General features: G+C 39.4%; 14 protein-coding genes and 1 pseudogene. 7 read left to right on the top strand and 8 right to left on the bottom strand.

What is annotated here, in order from left to right; all coding sequences use genetic code 11:
• Positions 1-69: 69 nt before the first annotated feature.
• Positions 70-993: a M23 family metallopeptidase gene (locus tag Q4575_RS07445; RefSeq protein WP_272180504.1), complete on the bottom strand. Its 924-nt coding sequence runs from the start codon at positions 991-993 to the stop codon at positions 70-72.
• A gap of 35 nt (positions 994-1,028) precedes the next feature.
• Between Q4575_RS07445 and Q4575_RS07440 the strand changes: the two genes are divergently transcribed.
• On the top strand, positions 1,029-1,517 hold the full coding sequence (locus Q4575_RS07440) for a DUF721 domain-containing protein (protein ID WP_215963470.1): 489 nt from the start codon (positions 1,029-1,031) through the stop codon (positions 1,515-1,517).
• Positions 1,518-1,547: 30 nt separating this feature from the next.
• Here Q4575_RS07440 and barA read toward each other — a convergent pair whose 3' ends face one another.
• Positions 1,548-4,367: a two-component sensor histidine kinase BarA gene (gene barA, locus Q4575_RS07435; protein WP_303522011.1), complete on the bottom strand. Its 2,820-nt coding sequence runs from the start codon at positions 4,365-4,367 to the stop codon at positions 1,548-1,550.
• Positions 4,368-4,383: 16 nt separating this feature from the next.
• Between barA and rlmD the strand changes: the two genes are divergently transcribed.
• Genes rlmD through mazG form a run of 3 tightly spaced genes read left to right on the top strand, consistent with a single transcriptional unit; the run spans position 4,384 to position 8,911 of the window.
• Positions 4,384-5,841 carry a 23S rRNA (uracil(1939)-C(5))-methyltransferase RlmD gene (gene rlmD / locus Q4575_RS07430; RefSeq protein ID WP_303522009.1) on the top strand — a complete coding sequence of 486 codons (1,458 nt, stop codon included), beginning with the start codon at positions 4,384-4,386 and terminating at the stop codon, positions 5,839-5,841.
• A gap of 11 nt (positions 5,842-5,852) precedes the next feature.
• On the top strand, positions 5,853-8,078 hold the full coding sequence (gene relA / locus Q4575_RS07425) for a GTP diphosphokinase (protein ID WP_215963467.1): 2,226 nt from the start codon (positions 5,853-5,855) through the stop codon (positions 8,076-8,078).
• 2 nt (positions 8,079-8,080) lie between these two features.
• Complete coding sequence (gene mazG / locus Q4575_RS07420) at positions 8,081-8,911, top strand: nucleoside triphosphate pyrophosphohydrolase (RefSeq protein ID WP_303522006.1); 831 nt, start codon at positions 8,081-8,083, stop codon at positions 8,909-8,911.
• 10 nt (positions 8,912-8,921) lie between these two features.
• On the opposite strand, the gene Q4575_RS07415 is transcribed toward mazG, so the two are convergent.
• A complete protein-coding gene (locus Q4575_RS07415) occupies positions 8,922-9,362 on the bottom strand; it encodes a hypothetical protein (protein ID WP_303522005.1) in 441 nt (146 codons plus the stop codon).
• Between the two features lie 359 nt (positions 9,363-9,721).
• Here Q4575_RS07415 and Q4575_RS07410 point away from each other — a divergent pair, with 359 nt between their 5' ends.
• A complete protein-coding gene (locus Q4575_RS07410; protein ID WP_303522004.1) occupies positions 9,722-10,129 on the top strand; it encodes a phosphate ABC transporter substrate-binding protein in 408 nt (135 codons plus the stop codon).
• A 198-nt stretch (positions 10,130-10,327) separates the two neighbouring features.
• Here Q4575_RS07410 and Q4575_RS07405 read toward each other — a convergent pair whose 3' ends face one another.
• Complete coding sequence (locus tag Q4575_RS07405) at positions 10,328-10,795, bottom strand: CreA family protein (RefSeq protein ID WP_215963463.1); 468 nt, start codon at positions 10,793-10,795, stop codon at positions 10,328-10,330.
• A 306-nt stretch (positions 10,796-11,101) separates the two neighbouring features.
• Here Q4575_RS07405 and Q4575_RS07400 point away from each other — a divergent pair, with 306 nt between their 5' ends.
• Complete coding sequence (locus tag Q4575_RS07400; RefSeq protein ID WP_215963454.1) at positions 11,102-11,923, top strand: hypothetical protein; 822 nt, start codon at positions 11,102-11,104, stop codon at positions 11,921-11,923.
• Positions 11,924-12,009: 86 nt separating this feature from the next.
• Positions 12,010-12,132 (top strand): annotated as a pseudogene (locus tag Q4575_RS07395) (IS110 family transposase); the annotation flags it as partial.
• A gap of 22 nt (positions 12,133-12,154) precedes the next feature.
• On the opposite strand, the gene Q4575_RS07390 reads toward Q4575_RS07395, so the two are convergent.
• The 4 genes from Q4575_RS07390 to Q4575_RS07375 all read right to left on the bottom strand — a co-directional run bounded on the left by Q4575_RS07390 (position 12,155) and on the right by Q4575_RS07375 (position 15,362).
• Positions 12,155-12,676: a hypothetical protein gene (locus Q4575_RS07390; RefSeq protein ID WP_303522001.1), complete on the bottom strand. Its 522-nt coding sequence runs from the start codon at positions 12,674-12,676 to the stop codon at positions 12,155-12,157.
• Between the two features lie 134 nt (positions 12,677-12,810).
• Complete coding sequence (locus tag Q4575_RS07385; protein ID WP_303521999.1) at positions 12,811-13,659, bottom strand: DUF4062 domain-containing protein; 849 nt, start codon at positions 13,657-13,659, stop codon at positions 12,811-12,813.
• A 132-nt stretch (positions 13,660-13,791) separates the two neighbouring features.
• Positions 13,792-14,984 (bottom strand): IS3 family transposase gene (locus tag Q4575_RS07380; protein ID WP_303521997.1). Its coding sequence is split into 2 segments (ribosomal slippage): positions 13,792-14,676 and positions 14,679-14,984, totalling 1,191 coding nucleotides; the frame shifts between segments, so codons are not numbered across the junction.
• 72 nt (positions 14,985-15,056) lie between these two features.
• Complete coding sequence (locus tag Q4575_RS07375; RefSeq protein WP_303521994.1) at positions 15,057-15,362, bottom strand: hypothetical protein; 306 nt, start codon at positions 15,360-15,362, stop codon at positions 15,057-15,059.
• Between the last annotated feature and the right edge of the window lie 1,786 nt (positions 15,363-17,148).

Raw genomic sequence — 17,148 nt, 5'->3', positions numbered from 1 at the left:
ACTGTTCTTTAAAATAAAAACAATCGGCAATTGCCGATTGTATAGTTTTTGTTCTTATTATCGTGCAGTTTATTCGGCTTTTCGATAAACGTATGGGAGCGGGTCTATCTGCTTCCCTCGTTTTAAAACCTCATAATGGACATGGGGACCGGTTGAGCGACCAGTACTGCCCATACGTCCGATATTCTGTCCTTTGGCAACTAAGTCACCAACATTGACTAACAATTCTTTGTTATGGCCATAACGAGTAATAACACCGTCGCCATGGTCTATCTCAACCAAGTTGCCATAACCGTAACGACTGTCAGCCCATGTAACAACACCAGCTCCCGTCGCTATCACGTCAGCGCCTTCTTCACCGGCAAAATCCAAACCTTTATGCTTTGCAGGCATTTTAGTAAATGGGTCTTTACGCACACCGTAGTAAGAAGACAACCAACCAGAACGAATTGGACGTCCAGAAATAAATATCTCTTGTTCTATATGGGTATTTAGAAGAATGGATTCAAGTACTGCCATTTTTCTTTCTTGACCATCAAGCTTTACTAGCATCTCGTCCATTTCGGAAAATAGCTCGTCAGTCCTTTGATATACGTCGCCAACATCTTCTGTTGACGGACCACCGGTGCCGGTAACTAAGTCGAAATTAAATTCGTCATTTGGGATTGAGGCCTGCTCAGCAACCCTTGACGCAAATGCGTCTAAACGGTTTACTTGGCCTTTTATCTCACCTAACTTTAACGTTAACGCAGAAAGTTGATGTTCTGTGGTTTGTTTAATTCTCATTAAGCGCTCTTTTTCAGCGCTGTATTCATCTTTTGATGCAAGCAATTGTTGCCTTACATGGTCGGTTTCGCCACTATCTGAGACAGCAGAAGAAATTAACCAAACGGCGCCAAGTAACACTACAGAAGCAATAGGCAACCATTGTGCTTTTTGCATCCGCATGCGGAAACTTACATTCTTTCCTTTATAAATAAGTGTTAAACTCATTAATCGCTACCTAAACTAATTGCGCGTTTTAAATTATGGCAAAGTCACCAAAGTCTCTCAATGATCTTTTTGTTTCGAACACAAAGAATAACAATTTGTCGGTCTATCAGCAAAAAACACGCGAATTTAGACAAATTCATCAATTGCTCAGTGAACTTTTAGGGGACAATATCGCGCAAAACATCATTGTAAGCAACTTTAATGACTGTATTTTACAAATTGAAACGACCTCTGCTGCCGTAGCAACCCATATTAAAATGCGTCAATCTGAAACTTTGTCTATGATCCGTCAGCGTTTTAATCCCGCAACAGTGACAATTAACGTTAAAGTTAGTCCAAAATCAATGTCAGTAAAATATGCAAAATCACTCACTTCACAATCGAATATAAATGAACCGGCTCCGGCCAAAGTAACCCACATTCCGGACAATGCGGCAAATATGTTTGACGACTTAGCCAAAAATGCCACGGGGTCGCTAAAAGAAACATTTGCCCGTCTCGCAAGTCATCGCAAAACACCTTAATTAATCGCACTCAAAATCGAACGGGTTAATTTAAACGGCTATTGACCAACCTTCCGCTTGGGCCAACAGTTTCTCTAACTCATCTATTAGTTCATACAATTCAGGCTCAACTGTCGCTATATCGGCGCTTCGCTTTAATCCCGACTCAATAGTTTCCGCTAGCAATTTTATATTTGGCACACCGGTGTAACAACAAGCACCGTGGAATTTATGGATTACTGGCAATAATTGTTCTACGTCATTTGTTTCAATATGCGTTTTAACGTCAGTGAGCGTTTCAGGTACCGTTCTCATTAACATAGTAAACATCTCAATTGCTAAGTCGTACTTACCGGCTGAACGTTGCATGGCAAGACTCCAGTCAACTTGAGGGTATTTCGCAAACTCAGGTGCCTCGCCAACTTCAAATGGTAACAAGCCCTGACTCGTGTCATTAGCACTTTGAATTTGGTCGCCGTTTTTAGTTCCGCCACTTTCATTAAATGGACAATGTTCAAACAAGATCTGTTTTAACATTTCCTCATCTATGGGTTTCGATAAAAATGCGTCAAAGCCTGACGCTAAAATCTTCGCCTGCTCTTCTGGTGCGGCATGTGCCGTAACTGAAATTATTGGGGTCGTCTCATTAAGAGAACTTTCTCTGATTTTTTGACACGCCGTAATACCATCCATTATCGGCATTTGAATATCGAGGAAGATGGCATCGTATTTATGCTTTTGCGCTAAATTCCAAGCTGCTTGACCATCACGTTCCGTATCAACTTGCACGGACATTTCTGATAATAGGGCTTTTAGTAACTTAAGGTTGGGGTCGTGATCGTCCACCGCTAATACTTTCATGCCTCTAAACGACATGCCTTGGTTTTCATCAGGCTCTGTCGTTTCCAAATAAGGCGCAGCCATTGACCCGATTAGTTTGCGATGGTTGATTGGCAAACTCAAACATGCCGTCGCACCGGAGCCAATAAAGGCTTCTTTAAGATTAGGTGAAATACTGTTGATAACTGTGAATACGTGTTCACAATATTGACGCGCAATTGAGATCAGGTGCTTCATTTCGCCTACCGTGCTTGGCGAAACATGATGACTAATTAACACCAGATCAAATTTCTTGTCACTTATTAAGCCAACAAACTCTTTCTCAGTGGAACAATGGGTGATCTTTAATTCGGTAAAGTGTTTCAGTAACGACAACCCGTCATTCAATGATTGTTCGTCCGAGTCCATATATAACAAGTGTTTATCGGTGAGGACTTTAATTGGCAATGGTTCTGCAACATTTAAATGATTATCTTTAATATAGACATCAAAAAAGAACTGGCTGCCTTTATCGGTTTCGCTTTTAAAATGAATGTCACCATCCATCGCTTCAATTAATTTTTTACAAATAATCAAGCCTAGCCCCGTTCCACCAAACTTACGTGTCACTGAACTGTCAGCTTGGCCAAATGCCGCAAATAACTTTTCTTTGCCTACTTTATCAATCCCAACTCCAGTGTCTGTCACTGTAAACCGCAATTGATGGCCGGTTTCGTTAACACTCAAATATCGGATATCCAATCTCACATAACCAGATAAGGTAAATTTGATGGCATTGCCAAGCAGATTAATGATTATTTGTTTTAATCTATCTGGGTCCCCGCGCAGTTCGTCAGGCACTTTTTCATCGATATTAAGATAGATATTCAACCCTTTATCAAACACATTTGGCGCTAACAAGGTCATCACATCATTAACGGTATCCCGCAGGGCAAACGGTATATCTTCGAGTTCCATTTTACTTGCATCAAGTTTTGAGAAATCGAGGATATCGTTAATAATTCGAAGCAGATTCACCGCTGACGTTTCGATTGTTTCTAAAAAGTCTCGTTGGTTTACATTTAAAGATGTCTTTTTTAACTGTCGAGTAAAGCCTAATACGCCATTTAAGGGCGTCCGTAACTCATGACTCATGTTAGCTAAAAACTGAGATTTAACATCGTTGGCATTTTGCGCATCGCGCCTTGCCATACTCAACTGAATATTTTGCACTTCAAGCTGTTCAACAGTTTGTTGTAATTCTTGGGTGTATTCACTGATGTTGTGTTCGGCCCGTTCATTGGCGTAATAAATTTCTTTACCTATGTTATTGACCGACATTCGCAGGGTATCGATCTCCCCCAACATTGGCTCTTTAACTTTAGTCTTTGTTTTACCGGCAATAATATCCGCTAATGCGTCGATTAATGTGCGGATTGGGTCAACAATACGTTCGATAAAACGAAATGCGAATAACAGCGTAAACAGGACCGAAATAACAAGTAAACTAATGAGGAAAAACAATGACGACTGTTGCTCTAACAATGCCTTATCACGTGATAACTCAACAACCAAGTACCCGTATAACGTACGGCCATTTTTTGTCACAAATAAAAACGATTCTTCTGACGCCGGTTGACCATAAATTGGAGTACGAACATAAATATGATTTTCGCCATATTCAACTTGGGTATTATTTGGAATGAGTCGACCAGGTTGTAATTTTATTTTATCAAAGTCGTTATGGTAGTTAGATGAAATATAGAGTTGGTGGTCTGGTAAAAACACCGAAATCGAGCGCACAATAGGACTGGCACGGCGATGAGCCATGTCGAGTGCCGTTGCCAAGCTTTCTTGCTGATTTAATCTTATGGAGTGAGCACACAACAAAGAAAGCGGCTCAGATAAATAAATCCCGCGCTCTGTTAAGTTCTGATCTAACTCGTTAAACCGTTGGTAGGTAAGGTATCCACCTAAACAAAGCCCGACGAGTAACGAGGGTAAAACGATGACCATTACGGCCCAATGTCGTAAAGACAGAAGTTCTTTCATCTAAATTGGAATATACTTGGCAAATAATATTGTTCTGACTAACTTATCGCAATCAGTCAGGCCACACAATAAAAAGCCGCGACAAGACGAAAAAACACTTATGGCAAAGATATTTAGACCGACAACAAAAGCTAAAAACAAAAAACATTTATCGCATGCAAAACAGTTGCCCGACTTCACAGCGCATATTGAAAAATATGACCACGAACTCAAAGCAATAACAAAAGCAAATGATGGCCGGATCACATTTATAACCGGCGCGATGAAAGGCGAAGAAGTTAAAGTACGTCCTATTCAATACACTAAAAACTTGATCCACGCCGACACGCTCGAAGTCATAACAGCGAGTGCCGACCGTGTCGAACCGCCGTGCGAACACTTTGCAAAGTGTGGCGGTTGCCAATTGCAATATATTGCTCCTGCAACGCAGTTGGTAGAAAAGCAACATGCGTTAGACGGATTGATCAAGAAAAAATTAAAACTCGACACCTTACCATGGCAACCTGCAATTACCGGCAGCAGCGAAGGTTACCGAAGAACAGCAAGGTTAGCTGTTTGGCATGAAACCAATGGCGCAATATCTATCGGGTTTCGGGAGCAACATGCAAAGCGCATAATTGATGTCGATCATTGTTTAATATTAGCACCTAGCCTGACCAAAACAGTGCAAGCGTTTCGCCCAGTATTGGACAAACTAAATGCAAGAAGACACGTTACACACTTGCAACTGTTTAGTTTAGCGCCACAGGATGTGCTGGTCATCCGCACTCTAAAAGCAATGACAGACGCTGATATGACTCGTTTGTCAGACTATGCAGCGGCCAATAACGTTAGAGTGATATTGCAAACCGATAAAACAGAATTTATTGATTTAGTCTGTGCAGATAAGTCGGCCGACTTTTTGCTTAGTTATGCCATCGACGATATGCAGCTGCAATTTCAACCAAAAGACTTTATCCAAATTAACGATGAAGTGAACCAACAAATGGTTGCGCAGGCAATTGCTTGGTTGCAAGTCGAGCAACACGATACAATATTGGATTTATTTAGTGGTGTTGGTAACTTTACGCTACCTTTGGCAAAACGTGCCAAAGAAGTGTTTGCAGTAGAAGGTGTGAGCGACATGGTTCGCCGGATAAAAACCAATGCGGAACTAAACAAACTCACTAATATCCACGCTTACCAAGCTGACTTGTCGGAAATCAATGACCGTAAAAAGCCAAAATGGTTAAAGCCGATTGATAAATTATTGTTGGACCCAGCTCGAGACGGTGCAATGGATGTGGTGAAAAAGATACCTCTTTTGAAACCAAATCAAATTTTATATGTCTCATGTAATCCAGCAACTATGTTAAGGGATCTGGAAATTTTGCAGTCAGCAGATTATCATCTGACGAAAATAGGATTAATTAACATGTTTCCACATACTCATCATGTAGAGGCAATGGCTCTACTTGAGCATAAAAAAGCTTAAAGGGATAAGGTTTGGTTTCAGTAACTCGAGTTCACAGTCTAGAAGAAGTATTAGCAAATCGAGAAGCTAAGGGGTGGTTGCAAGAGTTAGGGCTTGCCGATCATACTGTTACTGCGCTTGATAATGCGTTCCAGTGGTTGTCAGAGCAACCAAAACAATCCGAACTATTATCACCTATCGACAGTGACTTTGTTCGCCAAGGGTTACTCATAGTTGAAATATTACTCGAGTTAAACATGGACGATGACAGCCTTGTTGCCGCCCTGCTTTACCCATTTTTTGAACACCAGTCGACCGACAATAAGCTTAAAGAAAAAATAAAGAAAAACTTTAAAGTTAGCGTCCTCAATTTGTTAATGGGCGTGAAAAAAATGGCGAGCATGGGGTTGCTCTCATCAAGAATGAAACATTCGCCAGAACAAGCTGAAAACATCCGTAGAATGTTAACAGCGATGATTGAAGATGTTCGAGCCGTAGTCCTCAAACTTAGCCAACAAATTGTTCTGTTAAGAGAAATTAAAAATAGCGACGAAGAAACCCGTGTTTTAGCCGCCAAAGAAACTCAAAACATCTATGCGCCACTCGCCAATAGATTGGGAATTGGCCAATTAAAATGGGAACTTGAAGACTACGCATTTCGCTACCTTCAACCTCAAATGTATAAAGACATCGCGTCAAGTTTGGAAGAAAAACGTACCGAACGACAGCAATATCTTGAAGACTTTGTTGAGTCTTTAACATCAAAAATGACCAGTAACCAAATCGACGCCATGGTTTATGGCCGGCCAAAGCACATTTACAGTATCTGGAAAAAGATGCTGAAAAAAGGTTACGAGTTCAGCCAGCTTTATGACATCCGCGCGGTTAGAGTTGTGACTGAACGGTTACAAGACTGTTATAGTGCGTTAGGTGTTATTCACACCAATTGGCGTCACATTCCTAGTGAGTTCGACGATTATGTCGCCACACCAAAACCTAATGGCTACCAATCAATTCATACCGTTGTATTGGGCCCTGAAGGTAAACCAATCGAAATTCAGATCCGTACTCAACAAATGCACGAAGACGCCGAGCTAGGTGTTGCTGCGCACTGGCAATACAAAGAAGGCGCCGTACCGACTAAAACCGGTAAAGGGTCGAGCTACGAAGACAAAATAGCCTGGTTACGCAAACTATTGCAGTGGCAGGAAGAAATGGCCGACAGTAATGATTTTGCAGAGGAATTGCGTAACCAAGTGGTTGAAGACCGAGTTTACGTTTTCACCCCACAAGGTGACGTTGTAGACTTGCCAAATGGTTCAACGCCACTCGATTTCGCCTATTACGTACATACAAATGTGGGTCACCGGTGTATAGGCGCTAAAGTATTTAATCGTATTGTACCGTTTACCTACCAACTGAAAACTGGTGATCAAATTGAAATCATTACGGGTAAAGAGCTAAACCCGAAACGGGATTGGTTAAATCCAAATCTGGACTATGTTCACTCTTCGCGCGCGCGGGCTAAAGTACAAACTTGGTTTAAACAACAAGACAAAGACAAAAACGTAATTGAAGGTAAACATCTACTCGAACAGGAATTGTCTCGATTAAACATCCACTGGGATGAAGCCGAGTTAGCGAAAGAACGCTTCAACATGGTGACATTAGACGACTTATTGGCTGCAATTGGCGGCGGCGACGTTAAGCTCAATCAAGTTGTAAATTACATCCAATCGAAAAATCTAAAAGAATCGCCACCGGAAGTTGATCCTCGGTTAATTCAAAAGCCGCGAAAAACGAAAACATTTCAAAATGGCGTAATTCTACAAGGCGTTGGTAACTTGATGAACCAACTTGCCGGGTGCTGCAATCCAATACCAGGCGATGAAATATCTGGTTATATCACACAAGGTCGCGGCGTAGTTATCCATCGGAGTGACTGTGAACAGTTTAAGGTTGTAATGGATGACCACCCAGAACGCTTTATCGACGCAACTTGGGCTGAGCAATATTCTGGCGGGTATTTAACACAGATAAAAATATTGGCGAATGACCGCAGTGGTTTATTGCGTGATGTCACCAGTATTTTAGCCAACGAAAAAGTCAATGTTTTAGGCATGAACACCCAATCTGAAGTGGCCAAACAACTGGTTTGGATGGACATTAAACTTGAGGTTTATAATGTTGGTGCATTTAACCGAGTTGTTTCTAAAATTGGCCAACTAGACGAAATAATAGAAGTTAAACGAGTATAAATATGCAGTGGCAAGACCGAATAAATGCGCTCGATAATCTTGACGGCATAGACAAACTTGTTGAAATAATGGCGATGTTACGGGACCCTGAAAACGGTTGTCCGTGGGACCTTAAACAAACCTTTAAATCAATTGTGCCTTATACCATTGAAGAAGCCTACGAAGTCGCTGATGCCATTGAAAAGCAAGACTTTAACGAAGTTAAAAAAGAGCTCGGCGACCTGCTATTTCAAGTTGTCTTTTATGGCCAACTTGGCACTGAACAACAAATGTTTGGGATCAGCCAAATTGCCGACTCGATGAGTGACAAATTAATCAGTCGTCATCCCCATGTATTTGCTAATACTTCTTTTGCCAGCGACGATGAAATTAATGCCAACTGGGAAAAAACCAAGTCAGAAGAACGCACAGCAACAGACCCCAAAAACGTCAGTGCATTAGATGACATTCCAATCGCACTTCCTGCGTTATCCCGCGCCTATAAAATTCAAAAACGCGCATCAAGCGTCGGTTTTGACTGGCCAGATGTTAATGGGGCTATTGATAAAGTATTTGAAGAAATAGACGAAGTTCAGCATGAAATCAAACAAGGTAAGGTAGATAAAGACAAACTTGCAGATGAATTGGGTGATCTCTATTTTGCCCTTACAAACGTTACAAGGCATTTAGGATTTAAGCCAGAAGATGTCGTGCGTTTAGCAAACAATAAGTTTGACCGTCGTTTTCGCGACGTAGAACGACAAGTGACCGCTGCGAACAAAAACATGACCAATATGACCCTTGAAGAGTTAGATGCACTGTGGGAACTGGCCAAGGCCAACACCGCTAAATAGGAATACCGTATTAGCTAAATATATTGTGCTCGGTTTGCTCAAAGCGCTTTAAAATCGTCAACCAAACCAATGGCATAAGTAGAATTGCAGCAAAAATCCCCTGTGATACCGCGTCCCCATTTAAAACGGACTCATTAAAAAATCGAATTAGTCCTTCTAATTCCCAAGGCGGGTAATTGACGTTACCATGCAACACCATAGAAAACGCAATAATGATACTTATACTCAGCCATTTTTTACTTTTTTCGTAACTATTTACCAAAAATGCTGGAACAAATGCTGCGACTGCGACGCCAATAACATTTTGGGCAATATGATAAAACGCCCCGTCATCTTGCCACTGTTGCCACCATGCTTGATTGCCCGTTGCGATCCCGATTGTCGATATTGCCAATGCGTAATAGCAAATTGCTAAACACAAACTTAACAATATAAATCTAAGATAAGTCATATAAATCATCCTTGGGGATAAATGCTTTGCTCATTTACCATCAGTCGTTGTTTAATTTGGTCAGTTTGAATGCGATTCAGTCACCAAACAATAGTTATAATAATGCTGAATTAGGTCTATACAATTCATTACAACACACAAACGGGCCAGATAAAATGGTGTTATTGTCATTACTGGAAATTAGCTTAAAGCATTGGTAGTTATCAGAAAATTAAAAACACTGTGTTTTTTGTTTAATTAAAAATTGCGCAATTAGCGATCTTCAACTTAGATTATTTTAAAGTTGACAATAAATTACCGCCCGTCGGTGACAATCGTGTTCGTTTCGCTCATCTTGGTTTGTTTTTTTAGGAGAAAAAATGAAGCATCTATTTTTGGTTGCAGCGCTACTTTTATCTCTGCCCTCAATGGCAGAAATATCAGTGATTGTTCATCCCTCAAATCAAGCTAAAATAGAGTCGACTGACATCGCGCGAATGTTCCTAGGGAAAATGAAATCATTCCCCAACGGAGGGATTGTATTGCCGATTAACTTAGCAGAAGGCACTGCACCAAGAAAAGCTTTTGACAAAACCGTATTGAAAAAATCTTCTAGCCAAATAAAAGCCTATTGGTCAAAATTGGTTTTTACAGGGAAAGGTTCGCCGCCAAGAGAAGTCAGCAATGATGCGGAGATGTTAGAATTAATCAAAGCCAACCCAAGTTTAATTGGCTATGTCTCGTCGGGATCAATTACTTCTGATGTAAAAGTTATCGCGACGTTTTAAGACGTTTGCTGTTGCGACCATACTCTAATTTAAACAATGTTTAGATAAAAAGACCACATAATACCAATATCAATAGATCAATCGACAGGTTGAATTTCAGGGGCGGTAATCTAGACTCAAGCATGTTATCTAATGTCGCAAACACGACCTAGAACTTTGAGCGCATTCAACGTTCAAGATCGGTTCGAAACCAATTATTTAGTTAGCCTTTTGCCTTTGCGCCCAATCCCACGCTTGGGTTTTATACAATGGAACCGTCGACAATGCATGGTGATGACTGCCATTCGTTTCCTTTGTTGAATAGGATAAGTACATCAACGTATTGCTTTTTTTGTCGTATATTCTGCGTACTTTCAGGCTTTTCAGAAGAATACTTTTAGACTCGCGAAAAATCACTTCACCATTTTTTGACAGATCAATTTGAGTCAAATGTTGTTCCAAAATTGGTCCTGTTTGGCGGCAAGCAATCGACATATCAGAAGGATCTGAAAAGTCCAAATCCGCTTCAACATGACTGATATGACAGGTAACACCAGGGATCTTAGGGTCTTGCTCCGCTTTAATCACAACATCTTTAGTGGTAAATAGCCCTAAACTGACTTTTCCCGCATCTTCGGTACACGCCGTCACCCCTAATAATAATGCCAATACAACTAGTTGTTTCATTTTTAATTCCGTTATTTCATAACATTTGAATGTTTAAGAGTGTAATCCATTTATACAAATTTGTTGTAACTCAAATTTGGAAAATACAAATCGGATGTTCTATAACGTCGCAAGGTTAACAAAAGCCAAAATTAATAAAAAATCTAGCGCGTTCATTAAGTTTATTCCTTTGTCCCTATTTGCTTTATAAACGTATGCTATCTACTTAATAAAAAGATCCCATTTATTTATTAAGGAATTACTCCTATAGTTTTAATGCTATATATGAAATAGTTGTCACAATAATTTGGAATTTTTTAAGTTTATATGAAATTTTTAATCTTTATTTTTTCATTAATTGTCTATAGCAATGCTTCTGCAACTGAGAACTTAATTACGTTATATTCATCATCTGCAGAAGAAGCTATCACAACCGAAGAAATGACCTTAGACTTATTAATAAATGAGTTGCCTGAGTATAAGTTTAAAAAGTTAAATGCAAGCCTACATCGTAGCCTTAAGTTCATTGAGCAAAAAAATGAAAATTCCTGCATTCGAAATTTAAGAAAAAACCATCGACGAGAGTCCTTGTTACTTTTTTCCCATCCTCAAACCATCTTCCTTGGATTAAAAGCTTATCTAAGCCCGAGGGCTTCATCATTATTCACAGGAAGCATTAATGAACCCACCGATATTTATGAGTTTATTACCCAAAATAATTTCATTCTCGGAGTTGATAAAGAACGTTCATATAATTCAAAAATCAATGCTCAAATATTTAGAATCCCTAAACAAAATAGATATGTAAAGGGGGGACGTGAAAGTGAAGAACGCATGGCTCAAATGTTGTTTTCCAATAGAATTGACGTCTGGCTCGAATATCAAACTGTCATGGAAGTCTACAAAGAACAGTATTTAGGGGATAATCAGATCCTAAGTTTCTCTGTTATTGGTGCTGATGACTTTGTTACAGGCCATATCGCATGTAAAAAGACCGAAGAAAATAAGATTTTTATTAACGCAGTAAATGCCTCTTTAGTGCAACTATACAAAAATAAAAAGTACTACGACGCCCACATTATGTTCGTTAATAAAAATTTAAAACAGGTATTCAAACAACATTTTGATGATTTTGTCGCAAAGTATTAAAACGACATAAGCAAATGAACATGCTGTAACCCTCCCATATTTAGATCAAATATTAAGAGAGTTTTCCCGACCTAGCCGTTCACATTCTTTTGGCGGCAGGAAAACCTAAAAAAGTAGCGATAATTGCGCATATCAGAAAGATGATAGTTATCTTAAATTCGATGCTCAGAGACGGTGTATTATGGGAAGCGCCAAAAGTTAATAATTAACTATTGGCGCCATAGTCTCTTGTTATGCTGAACTTGCCACTAATCTTTGATATTCACTTTCACAAATATTCCAAATTTTTAAATAGTTTTCAAGTGACGGAAAGCGACCACTATGAGTAAGTGTTTTGAATGTATTACCATTTTGTTCACGAACTATATGCTTTTCTAAAATGGAATCATGGTAGTTATTCCACTGCCCTTCATTTTTAGGTGTTGGGTAACGACCACTCCAAATAATTATTTCTGAAAATAGCTCAAGAGTAATAGTTTGATCTTTAGTTAATTTAATACCAGCATTCTCGCATAAACCATTAAGTTTATGGTTTGTTTCAAATGTTTTAGATTGAGCTAGAATTATTGTTTTTAATAAAAGTTCAATAGATAAGCCTGCATTATAGAAATATGCTTCTGATAGAGACTCAGAAAGTAGCTTTGCTGCTGTATTAAAAGAGCACGCCCGATTAAACCAGTTTTCAATATCAGAGCTAGTTTTTAAAAAAGTAAAACCAGTAATTTCTCTAACTATTTTCTTACTCAAAGCCAAAAGGATACTCCATATCGTGGTTCAGTATAACGCCCGCATAAGCTGCGGAGCATGTTGGACGCTTTTTTGCGTCATTTTCTTTTAAGCAAAAAATCGGACAACATGTGACGTCAGGTTTAATGCGCTTGTTATATTTACAACTCGATCATGTCTGCGATTTGATAACCAAGATTCGTAATTCTAAATACTTCACCTTTATGACCACGATCTTCAATTAAATCTTCATTCTCTAACTCTTGGATAGCTGATTTCCAGCGAGCAACCTCTCTAGGTTCTTGTGAGGATATTAAATTTTTACCATTTGTTTGAACGTCATCACCCCCTAAGTAACTTAGAGACATAATTGTTCCGCCACTATCGAGACTAGCTTCTTTAAGTAATATACGAGCTTCGTTTGATAACTTTGGAATTGAAGTATTTGATTCTACTATTTCGTTTTGAGTTAAAAATGATTCACTTACGTCAAATTGAAATAAAGCGTGTTCATTAACTTTTAGCTGAAGGTGTCGGTAGAATTTTTCTTTGAAATCAGAGTGGCTATCATAACCTTCATATAAACCACGAGATTGACAAGATTTTTTGAACTTACTTAGTTCAGAATATTGGTCAGGATCAACGGTATCCATTACGACGGGCTGACTAGAAAAATAAAGCATTGCGGGCTTATCAGCCGCTATATGTTTTTCTATTTCTTCAACAGTTCCACTAGCGTACTCAGTAGTGGCTGTTCCAATACGAGTCCAGAAAACACCGACGAGAAAATCACATTTGTCTAAAATTTGATTGTTTATAATTTCTTGAGGAGACGCGCCCATTTCTGGAGATGAGTGAGACTCCCATCCAACAGGTAACAAAACAATATTTCGTGATTTCGAATGAACAGCGTTCCATTCATAAATCACATCGCGAATAATCGTTCTTTCAGATGCTACATCTCCTGGTGAAGCAATCATCACATTGAATACTTTAGCTTCGTAACTCATAACCTGAACTCTCCTTGTAAATATAACGCCTCATTCAGAGGCTTAAGATTGTTGGCTATAATGTTTGAGGTACGAAAAACAGCCAACTGTTTTAAGTGATCTTCACCCGATAAAGTGGACACCGTCCACGTTTTAATTTACTGCCAATTCAAACTCGGCAGGTGATTTATATCCTAAACTCGAATGCAATCTCTGTCTATTGTAAAAGTAATTTAGGTAACCCTTTAATTTTGAATGTAATTTATTGCTGCTATCAAACGTATTCCCTCGAATTAAGTCTGCTTTTAATGAATGAAAGAAGGACTCGACTTCAGCATTGTCGGTACAGCATCCAGGCCTATTCATACTGGCTTTGATGTTATGATTTACTAAATACTTTTGTACGACGTGGGCGCGGTATTCTGCGCCTCGGTCAGTGTGAAATAACACACTGTCTGTTGGCTGTCGTTTCTTTATTGCTAGTCTGAGCGCCTTTAGCGTAAGCTCAGTTGTCTTGTTTTTACCAAACGCCCAACCTATTATTCGACGTGAATACAAGTCGATGACCACAGCAAGATAGTGCCAACGAGCACCGACTTTTAAGTAAGTCACATCACCTGACCACTGTTGATTAATTGCCGTTGGCTTTTCAATATCTTTACGTTTATTTTCTATTTCTTTGTAGAAGAATTTAACTTTCGCAGGTTTGCTGTAAGTCTTTAACGCTCTTGCTCTTAACCCGTTTTCACGCATTAAGCGCGCAACACGTTTTTCACTGGTTTTAACACCTTGTTTTTTAAGCGCCTGAAATACTCTGGGACTACCATAGGTTTCATGGCTCGCATTAAAAGTATGTTCAATCTTCAACAATAAATCCGCATCCGAAATATCTCGAGCTGATACAGGTCGATTTATCCAAGCATAATAACCACTGCGTGAGACGTTAAGCCATGAGCATAGGTATTTGACGCCTAAGGTTTGTCCGAACTTTTGGATGAATCCAAATCGTTCTGATGTACTTCCGCCAGATACCGTTGCCACTTTTTTAGCAGGTCGTTCTCCTGCCTAAGACGCTCGTTTTCTTTCTTGAGCTTTTGGATATTATCCAATTCTTTTTTTGTTGGGAGTTTACTCATTATTTCGTCGTTGCCTTGATAGCGCGGCGTCTTTTTAAACTTACCTTCTCGATATTCTTTTCGCCAACGACTAAGCATTAACGGATGAATATCTAGCGCCTCTGCAACGTCCTTTGACATCACATCGTCTCGTAAGCTTAGTTCGACTGCTTTGATTTTGAAATTAACGGGGTAAAACCATGTCTTTCTAGGTTGGGTATATTTAGGCATTTTAGCCTCCTCAAAGTGATGAGGAGGTGTCCACTAAAACGGGTGAAGAGCAAAGTCCTTTGTAATGACTTGTTAGCTGTACTTCTTAAGTAGTCCAAAGTCATCATGAAACTGCACAATTAAAAAGTTTAACTCTGCATTTTTATTATCAGGAACATTAAACTCTATACTATTAATTTTTTCACAATCTTCATTTGAAAATTTAAGACTTAAATTATAATTGCCATTAGCCCAATACGAACTATCTGAAGTGAAATTATGGTATTCCCATAAACCACTTTGATCTTTTAAGTTAAGTGAACTCCAAATAAGTCTAACTAAACTAGTTGTCTCATGAAAGTTTATCCAACCATCTTTTGGAAACATTGAGAGTTTCAAATATTCACCTGTACTGCTAACAGCTTAATAAGAGGAAACTTTCCTCTTTTTAACAATACTTATATTTGTACCAAATTACTCAAACCTTTGCTACAAACTAATTTTACAAGCTAGGGGATGACGTTTTTCTTCTGAAATTATGAGCTAATTAAAGGCGAATTATGTGATTCCTCTGCACTGGGTTGGAGATCCCAAATATCGCTGTGGCTGACTCATTTTACAAGCTTAGGGATGACGTTTTTCTTCTGAAATTATGAGTCAATTTAGGGCGAATTATGTGATTCCTCTGCACTCGGTTGGAGGTTCTTAATATCGCTTAGACTCTTTTAGAATGACGTTTTTTGTTCTGGTTATTATGAGCCAAATGTAAGTGAATTATGTACTTCCTCTGCACTCGGTTGGAGATCCCAAATATCGCTAAGGCTCTTTTAGGATGACGTTTTTCCTGTTTAATTGGGATGACGGTTTTTCTTTAAAACAACGTGTTATTACACATAAAGTTCAGGCGACTTTTTCCTTCGTCTAAATCCCCCTTAGTTGAGATTTATATCTCGAAGTGAACGGCATGGACGCCGTTGCAAGGGATGGTTGTATATGGACATACTTTCATCCCGTCTTCGACGATAATATAAATCTTAAATAAGGATTAGGGATTTAGCCGAAAGCGGCCTTTTTGCCTACTTTTTTGGCTGTTGAAAAAAGTATGGTCGACGCAGTCGAAATAGCCGCCTGCAAGGCAAAGAAAGGCGAAGCCTGCAAGGCGAATTATGACATTCCTCTGCACTTGGTTGGAGGTTCTGAATATCGCTTAGGCTCGACTCATATTACAAGCTAGGGAATGACGTTTTTTGTTCTGAAATTATGAGTTAATTTAGGGCGAATTATGTGATACCTCTGCACTCGGTTGGAGGTCCCAAATATCGCTAATGCTCTTTTGGAATGACGTTTTTTGTTCTGGAATCAAGAGCCAATTTAGGGCGGAATATGTGATTCCTCTGCACTCGGTTGGAGGTTCTTAATATCGCTTAGACTCTTTTAGAATGACGTTTTTTTCTGTTTGGTTTGGCATGACGTTTTTTCATTAAAACAAAGCGTTATTGCACATAAAGTTCAGGCTGCATTTCACTTCGTCTAAATCCCCCTTAGTTGAGATTTATATCTCGAAGTGAACGGCAGGGACGCCGTTGCAAGGGATGGTTGTATATGGACATACTTTCATCCCGTCTTCGACGATAATATAAATCTTAAATAAGGATTAGGGATTTAGCCGAAAGCGGCCTTTTTGCCTACTTTTTTGGCTGTTGAAAAAAGTATGGTCGACGCAGTCGAAATAGCTGCCCGCAGGGCAAAGAAACTTCAAGCCGGCGCCATTATGGTCGACGCAGTCGAAATAGCCGCCTGCAAGGCAAAGAAAGGCGCAGCCTGCAAGGCGAATTATGTGATACCTCTGCACTCGGTTGGAGATCCCAAATATCGCTAAGGCTCTTTTAGGATGACGTTTTTCCTGTTTAATTGGGATGACGGTTTTTCTTTAAAACAACGTGTTATTACACATAAAGTTCAGGCGACTTTTTCTTCGTCTAAATCCCCCTTAGTTGAGATTTATATCTCGAAGTGAACGGCATGGACGCCGTTGCAAGGAATGTGTATAGGGATGTACGTAGATTCCGTCTTCGACGATAATATAAATCTTAAATAAGGATTAGGGATTTGGTCGAAAGCGGCTCTTTTGGTTACTTTTCTAGCTGTTGAGAAAAGTGACTCGCCTTTAGGCGAAAAGCCGCCT

This window comes from Psychrosphaera sp. 1_MG-2023 (assembly GCF_030548245.1).
GTDB lineage: Bacteria > Pseudomonadota > Gammaproteobacteria > Enterobacterales > Alteromonadaceae > Psychrosphaera > Psychrosphaera algicola.
Note: the sequence above shows the minus strand (reverse complement) of the source record. Positions and strands in the feature narration are given on the sequence as shown.